General features: G+C 75.2%; 4 protein-coding genes. 2 read left to right on the top strand and 2 right to left on the bottom strand.

Annotation, left to right across the window (positions count from 1 at the left end):
• Positions 1–254: 254 nt before the first annotated feature.
• Complete coding sequence (locus BU198_RS10985) at positions 255–692, bottom strand: hypothetical protein (RefSeq protein WP_188296652.1); 438 nt, start codon at positions 690–692, stop codon at positions 255–257.
• A gap of 116 nt (positions 693–808) precedes the next feature.
• Positions 809–2,332, bottom strand: a complete 1,524-nt coding sequence (locus tag BU198_RS10980) for a hypothetical protein (protein WP_188296651.1) — start codon at positions 2,330–2,332, stop codon at positions 809–811.
• Between BU198_RS10980 and BU198_RS10975 the strand changes: the two genes are divergently transcribed.
• Positions 2,316–4,757: a SpoIIE family protein phosphatase gene (locus BU198_RS10975; RefSeq protein WP_188296650.1), complete on the top strand. Its 2,442-nt coding sequence runs from the start codon at positions 2,316–2,318 to the stop codon at positions 4,755–4,757. The two genes, BU198_RS10980 and BU198_RS10975, sit on opposite strands and share 17 nt — an antisense overlap.
• A 228-nt stretch (positions 4,758–4,985) precedes the next feature.
• On the top strand, positions 4,986–7,583 hold the full coding sequence (locus BU198_RS10970) for a SpoIIE family protein phosphatase (RefSeq protein ID WP_223244233.1): 2,598 nt from the start codon (positions 4,986–4,988) through the stop codon (positions 7,581–7,583).
• The last annotated feature ends 60 nt before the right edge of the window (positions 7,584–7,643 follow it).

Raw genomic sequence — 7,643 nt, 5'->3', positions numbered from 1 at the left:
CGGCGCTCGCGGTCCCGGCGCCCGCCGGTGCGGGCAGCACTGCGGTCGCGGCGCTCGCGGACTCCGCCTCCTGCTCCCCGGGGTCCGCCTCGGCCGCCATCGCCCAGTTCACCGCCGGGAGCCGGAAGCCGCCCGGCCTCCGGCCCGGCTCGCCGCGCTGTTCCTCGCCCACCATGCATCCCCTGCGCTCGACGACACTCCCGTGGGGAGGTACGGACGGCGTGGCCGAACCGGTTCAGCCGGATCGGCGCAGTTCAGGAGCCGACCGTCCAGACGGGTTCCTCGACCGCCTCCGGCGGGGTCAGCACGAAGGACACCGCCAGCTCCAGCACCTCCGCCGGCGGCTCCGCCCACGGGCCGTCACCCTGCTCGCGCACGTGCGCGAGCAGGGCGGGGTCGGGTGCCAGCCCGTACTCCTCCAGGTAGTACGTCACCGTGTCGGTCCAGATCCACCGGCCGTCGGTACGGAAGCCCATCGGCACGACGCCGCGCCGGTCCGGGTCGACCACGTCGTCCATCAGCATCGGCGTCAGCAGCACCGCCGCCCCGGCCCGCAGGTACCGGAGGACGTCCTCGCGCTCCGCCCCCGCCGCCAGCCGCGGCCGGTCCGCCGCGAACCCGGGCCCGGTCACCGGATCCACCACGTCGAACACCGCCGCGAGCCGGAACCCGCTCCGTACCGTCTCGGCCATCCCCGCACTCCTCACCGCCGGCCACATCCCTACGCTCCGTCCGACGGGCGGACGGCGCCTCGCGGTTCACCGGGGCCCGCCCGTCGGTCCGTCCTTCCGTCCTGCCGTCCTTCCGCTCAGACGAGACCGGCGCCGAGCGCCAGGGCGTAGCGGGAGGGGTCGGCGGGGCGGGTGCGGTCGGCGGGGGCGACGGCGTCCCGGCGGGCGAGCCAGGTGCGCAGGCGGTCGGGGCCGGGACGGACCCCGCCGATCTCGTGGAGCAGCACCCGGGCCGGGCGGCCCTCGTCCGGGTCCGCCGGCTCGACCGCGACCACCTCGAACTCCGTGCCCGGAACGAAGATCACCGTCGGCTGGTCGCCCGGTTCGCCGAAGGCCGAACTGCGCCGGCCGCCGACGGACCAGATGGCGAACTCGATCCCGACGCCCTCCCCCAGGTCCGCGCCCGGCGCCGCCAGACCGGTGAGCGGGGCCCGCTCGGACAGCACCGTGCCCGGGGCGTACGCGGCGAGGTCGCACGCCTCCGCCGGGCCCGCGACCAGCACGCCGCCGTAGTGGCTGGGCAGCCGCCGCAGTCCGGCGGCGAGGCAGCGCAGGTACGGGCCGTAGCGGCCGGGCGCGTCGGACCGGGCCGCCGCGAGGAGTTCGACCCGGTCGGCCAGGGGGCTGGAATCGCCGTGGTGCAGCAGCACGGCGACCAGTTCGGGCCTCGGGTCGGTCTCCTCCGTCCGGGCGCGCAGGGCGGGCAGCCGGGTGGCGGCGTCCTCGGCCCGGCGGGCCAGGCGCGGGTAGGCGGAGCCGAGTTGGGCGACCAGGGCCGCACGGTCCGCGGCGGGGGTGACGGGTTCCGCGGGTTCCGCGGGTTCCGCCACCGGGAGCGTCACGGCGGGCGCCGCGGGCTCGGGCTCGGGTCCCGGTTCGGGTTCAGGCTCAGGTTCCGGGTCGGGCTCGGGTTCCGGAGCGGGTTCCGGAGCGGATGCGACGGCCGGGGCTTCGGGAGCCGGTTCCTCCGCCACCGGCTCCTCGGCGGCGACCTCAGGGGCCAATATTGTTCCTTCGACGGCTTCCTCGGGAGCCTCCTCCGCGAACGTCCCTCCCGAGGTCGACACCGTGGCAGCGGGCTCCGGCACCGTCACCGGCCCGAAGTCAAGGTCAGGGTCGGGTACGGCCACCGGCCCAGGCTCAGGGTCAGGCGCAGGGTCAGGCTCGGGGTCCTGCTGCGGCTCCGGAGTCGGAGCCGCAGCCGCCACGACCACCTCGGCCTCGGCCTTCACCGCCGCCTCGGGCAACGGCTCCGCACCGACCCCGGCCACACCCCCGGCCGCCTCAGGACCGACCCAGTCCAGCCCGTACAGCCGCGCGCAGAACCGCCCCACCGCCGCCGACCCGGCGTCCAGCGCCCCCGCCACCGCGAGCGCGAGCCGGGCCGGCCCCGGCGGGAGCGAGCCCAGCACCGCACCGAGGTGGTCCCAGAGCGTCTCCGGAACCGGCCGGCCCGGCGCGCCCACGACCAGCACCGGCTGCGCCGGGTCCGGCCTGCGCAGCCGTCCCGGACGGCCGTTCCCCGGCGGTCCAGCCGAGGCCCAGGCGGGCCCCGGATCGCCCGCCGAGGGCAGCCTGCTGGACATGCTCAAGGTCGCCATCGCGATCCTGGACACCGCGGGCCGGGTGGTGCTCTGGAGCCCGGCCGCCGAGGAACTGCTCGGCTGGCCGAACGAACTGCTGGTCGGCCGCCGGATCGAGGAGCTGATCCCCGAACCCGCGCAGGTCGTCCGGATCCGGGCCGCGATCCAGGACACCCTGCGGCACGGCCGCTGGGCCGGCTACGCGGAACTGCGCGACCGGGACGGCGCACCGGTCGCCGTGGACGCCAGGATCTCCCTCCTGGTGGACGGCGACGGCACCCCGTTCCTCCAGGTCAACATGGCCGAGGCGACCGCCGTCCGGGCCGTCGAGCGGGACCTCGCGGTGCGCGACGCGCTGTTCGAGCAGTCCCCGCTGGGCATCGCCATCATGGACACCGACCTGCGCTACACCGCCGTCAACCAGACCCTCGCCGAGATGAACGGCGTCGCCCTGGAGGACCACGTCGGCCGCACCACCGGCGAGACCCTGCCGGAGCGGGCCGCCGACGAGATCACCGCCATCCAGCGCCAGGTGCTGGCCACCGGCGAGCCGGTCATCGACGTCACCCTGGCCTCCCCGGTCACCACCAGGGCCGGCTACCGCTCGATCTCCTACAGCCGGATGACCGACCGCTCCGGCCGGGTGCTCGGCATCTCCGGCACCGTGATGGACGTGACTGAGCGTTACCGGGCGGTCGCCAAGGTCGAGCACGCCCGGCGCCGGCTCTCGCTGCTCAACGAGTTCGGCTCCCGGGTCGGCGACCTGCTGGACGCCTCCAGGATCGCCCAGGAGCTGGCCGGCTCGGTCGTCCCCAGGCTGACCGACCACTCGGCGGTGGTCCTGCTCCAGGCCGTCGCGCACGGTGACGACCTGCCCCGGCACGGCCACGACCGGCGCACCTCGCTGCTCCAGCTCGGCACCGCCTCCGTCCAGGACGGCCCCGAGGTGGACGTGATGCTGCGCCGCGGCGCCAGGATCACCTTCGCCGAGGACTCCACCTGCGGCCGGGTGCTGCGCACCGGGGTGCCCGAGCTGCTGTCCGGCGCCGACCGGCTGGACGACGTCACCTACCCCGGCGACCCGAAGATGCAGGCCGCCAGGGACCTCGGCGTCCACTCGATGCTGGTCGTGCCGCTGCGCGCCCGCGGCATCGTGATCGGCCTGCTGCTGGTCAGCCGGGCCGGCTACCGGGAGGGCTTCGACCGGGACGACCTGGCCTTCACCGTCGAGCTGGCCGACCGGGCCGGCAGCTCGCTGGACAACGCCCGCCTCTACGCCCGCGAGCGCACCGCCGCCCTCACCCTCCAGCGCACCCTGCTCCCGCAGCAGGTCCCGCAGCCCACCGGCGTCGAGGTCGCCTACCGGTACGTCCCGGGCAGCAGCGGCACCGAGGTCGGCGGCGACTGGTTCGACGTCATCCCGCTGCCCGGCGACCGCACCGCGCTGGTGGTCGGCGACGTGATGGGCCACGGCCTGCGGGCCGCCGCCACCATGGGACGGCTGCGCACCGCCGTCCGGGTGCTGGCCGCCCTCGACCTGCCGCCGGACGTCCTGCTGCGGCACGTCCACGAGCTGGCCGACGACCTCGCCCAGGGCCCGGACGAGGCGCTGCTGGCCACCTGCATCTACGCGGTCTTCGACCCGGCGACGGCCCGGCTCACCGTCGCCAAGGCCGGGCACATCCCGCCGGTGCTGGTGGTGCCCGGCGAGGACGGCGCGGAGCCGACCCGCACCGGCGGTCCGCTGCCCGGCGGCACCGGCCGCATCCTGGACCTGCCCTCCGGCGCCCCGCTCGGCGTGGGCGGCGTCCCGTTCGAGTCGGTCGAACTGAAGATCCCCGAGGGCAGCCTGCTGGCGCTGTGCACCGACGGCCTGGTCGAGTCCCGCGACAAGGACCTGGACGTCGGCCTCGGCCGGCTGGTCACCGTGCTCCAGGATTCCCACGCCTCCATCCAGGCCGCCTGCGAGGCGGTGCTCGACACCATGGAGCAGGGCCGGGAGCCGGACGACGTGGCGCTGCTGCTGGCCCGGCTCGGCCACGGCCAGGCCGGCACCCCGACGGCCGGCTGGACCCTGCCCGCCGAGCCCACCGCCGTCTCCCGGGCCCGCCGGCTGGTCCGCGCCGCGCTCGCCGAGTGGGGCGTCGAGGGGCTCACCGACACCGCCGAGCTGTTGGTCAGCGAGCTGGTCACGAATGCCGTCCGGTACGCCAGCGCCCCCATCGGGGTACGGCTGACGCTCGGTGAGACGCTGCTGGTCGAGATCTCCGACCCGCTGCCCGACCCGCCCAGGGAGCGGCACGCGGCCGAGGCCGACGAGGGCGGGCGCGGTCTGGAACTGGTCCACCGGCTGGCCCTGCGCTGGGGCGCCAGGGCCGAGGGCATCGGCAAGGTGGTCTGGTTCGAGCAGGCACTACCGGGTAATGAGCCCGACGGATCGTGATCGGAACGAACGCCGGGAGAGCCGTGCCGCACATGCCGTCGGGAGCCCAGGGGGAGCGCGCGACTCGGAAGGGGGCGCGAGCGTGGCATTGTGGTTGCGCGGGCGGTAGGACAAAAACCTTCGCCCGATCTGATGTTGTGATGTTGAGGGCGTGTGAACGTACCCCTCGATGATGAATACTCGGTCTTCTCGACATCCGGACGGTCGCGGGTTGGAGGGGTCGGTCCGTTGAACAGCACTCCGGCGCGGAGCGCGCAGAGCAGCAGCGGTCATGCCGCCGTGCCCGGACAGGCCGGTGCCTCGCACCTGCCCGTACCGGGCGGCCGGGCCACCAGCCGCGGCCACCATCCCGTACCGGAGGACCGGTCGCGGGGCGCCGGTGACCCCGGATCGATCTACGACTACATCCGGGTCGCCACCTTCGCGATCGGCCCCGACGGGCGGATCAGCCAGTGGAGCGAGCGCGCCGCCGAGTTCTTCGGCGTCTCGGCCGCCGAGGCCGTCGGCGCCGACCCGATCACCACCTTCGTCCCCCGCGAGCTCTGGCAGCGCGGCCGCGCCCGGCTGGAGCGCACCCTGGCGGGGGAGGAGTGGGTCGGCACCACCCCGTACCAGGACGCCGCCGGCGGCGAGGGCCTCGCCGAGCTCTACCTGATGCCCGACAGCGCCCTGCCCACCGCGGGCGCCACCTGCCTGGCCGTCGACCTCGGACGGCTGCGCCGGATCGAGACCGACCTGGCCGCCTCCGAGGCCGTCTTCGGACAGACGCCCACCGGTTTCGTGCTGTTCGACGGCCGGCTGCGGCTGCAGCGGGTCAACGACGCCTTCGCCTCCGGGATGGGCCTGGTCCCCACCGACCTGGAGGGCCTCACCCCGCACGACCTCTTCCCGCCGTCCGAGGCCGACCGGCTCACCGCCGCCCTGCGCAAGGTCCTGGCCACCGGCGAGCCCGTCTTCGACCTGCGCTTCCACGGCGCCGTCCCGACCCGCGAGGGCAACCGGCTCTGGGCCGTCTCGCTGTACCGCCTGAACGGCACCGCGGGGCAGACCGTCGGCGTCGCCGGACAGGTGACCGACGTCACCAGCCGGCACGTCGCCGAGCGCGAGGCCGACGGCGTGCGCCGCAACCTGGCGCTGCTCAACGAGGCCAGCGCCCACATCGGCTCCACGCTCGACCTGGAGACCACCGCCAAGGAACTCCTGGACGTCGTCGTCCCGCCGTTCTGCGACCTCGCCACCGTCGACCTCTACACCGCGCTGCTCTCCGGCGAGACCGTCCCCAGCGCCGGCCGGCTCGGCGACACCGTGCTCACCGACGGCAGCGGCGAACTGCGCCGGGTCGCCGTCTCCAGCGTGGTCGGCGGCGCCTCCTCGGTGCTCGGCTCGGTCACCGCCCTGCCGATCGCCGAGGCCGGCGGCACCCTCTGTTACCCGCGCCGCTCCCCGCACGCCCGGGCCCTGCGCACCGGCCGCAGCGTCATCCCCGAGCCCGGGCCCGACCCGCTGCTGCGCTCCACGCTGATAGTCCCGCTGGTCGCCCGCGACCAGGTGCTCGGCCTCGTCCAGCTCTCCCGGGCGATCGGCAGCGAGCCCTTCGACGCCCGCGACGTCGCGATCGCCGAGGAACTGGTCGCCCGCGCCGCCGTCTGCATCGACAACGCCAGGCTCTACCGGCGCGAGCACGAGCGGGCGCTGATCCTCCAGCGCAGCCTGCTGCCCCCGGGCAACCCGGCCGCCAGCGGCCTGGAGATCGCCTGCCGCTACCTGCCCAGCAACAACAACACCGAGGTCGGCGGCGACTGGTTCGACGTCATCCCGCTGCCCGGCAACCGCACCGCGCTGGTCATCGGCGACGTGATGGGCCGCGGTCTGCGCGCCGCCGTCGCCATGGGCCAGCTGCGCACCGCCGTCCGCACCCTGGCGATGCTCGACCTGGACCCGGCCGAGGTGCTCACCGCGCTGGACGAGATCGCCCGCGGCCTCGGCGACGACTCGGTGCCGGCCGGCCCGCCCACCCAGTACGGGCGGCTCACCTCGACGGCCGACGAGGAGGCCCGCGAGGTCTACCTGGCGACCTGCGTCTACGCGGTCTTCGACGCCGTGACCCGCCGCTGCGTCTTCGCCAACGCGGGCCACCTGCCGCCCGTCCTGCTCAGCCCCGGCGACAGCGCCCGGATGCTCGACGTACCGCCCGGCCTGCCGCTCGGCGTCGGCGGCGAGCCCTTCGAGGAGGTCGAGCTGACCCTCCCGGACGGCGCCGTGCTCGCGCTCTACACCGACGGCCTGGTGGAGAGCCGCAAGCACCAGCTGGACGAGGGCCTGCGGGCCTTCCGCTCCGCGCTCTCCGGTGAGGGCAAGGGGCTGGAGGAGCTCTGCGACCACGTGCTCGGCGAGCTCAACCCGCACCACGGCGAGGACGACATCGCCCTGCTGATGGCCAAGGTGCACGCCTTCCCCGAGGACGCCGTCGGCAACTGGTTCCTGCCGCCCGAGCCCACCTCCGTGGCCAAGGCCCGCGAGCTGGCGTGCAGCTGGCTGCTCTCCAGGGGGCTGGAGGAGCTGGTCGACACCACCGAGCTGCTGGTCAGCGAGCTGGTCACCAACGCGCTCAAGCACGGGCGGGGCGAGATCCGGCTGCGGCTGCTGCGCGAGCGCAGCCTGGTCTGCGAGGTCTGGGACGACGGCTACGCCCAGCCCCGGCAGCGGCGTGCCCAGGAGACCGACGAGGGCGGGCGCGGCCTGCAACTGGTCAGCCTGCTGGCCGAGCGCTGGGGCAGCCGGCGCACGCCGAAGGGCAAGATCGTCTGGTTCGAGCTGGGGCTGTAGCCGCAGCGGAGGGGTGGGCCGGACGGGTGCTGTCGCCCGGCCGCCCGCCGTGTCGGCGCG

Origin of the sequence: Streptomyces sp. CBMA156, from assembly GCF_014596515.1 — a bacterium.
In the GTDB taxonomy this organism is placed as follows: Bacteria; Actinomycetota; Actinomycetes; order Streptomycetales; family Streptomycetaceae; genus Kitasatospora.
Note: the sequence above shows the minus strand (reverse complement) of the source record. Positions and strands in the feature narration are given on the sequence as shown.

Coding starts and splice junctions, on each gene's coding strand:
- BU198_RS10985 (WP_188296652.1), bottom strand. CDS start 692: ATGGCCGAGACGGTACGGAGCGGGTTCCGGCTCGCGGCGGTGTTCGAC.
- BU198_RS10975 (WP_188296650.1), top strand. CDS start 2,316: ATGCTCAAGGTCGCCATCGCGATCCTGGACACCGCGGGCCGGGTGGTG.
- BU198_RS10980 (WP_188296651.1), bottom strand. CDS start 2,332: ATGGCGACCTTGAGCATGTCCAGCAGGCTGCCCTCGGCGGGCGATCCG.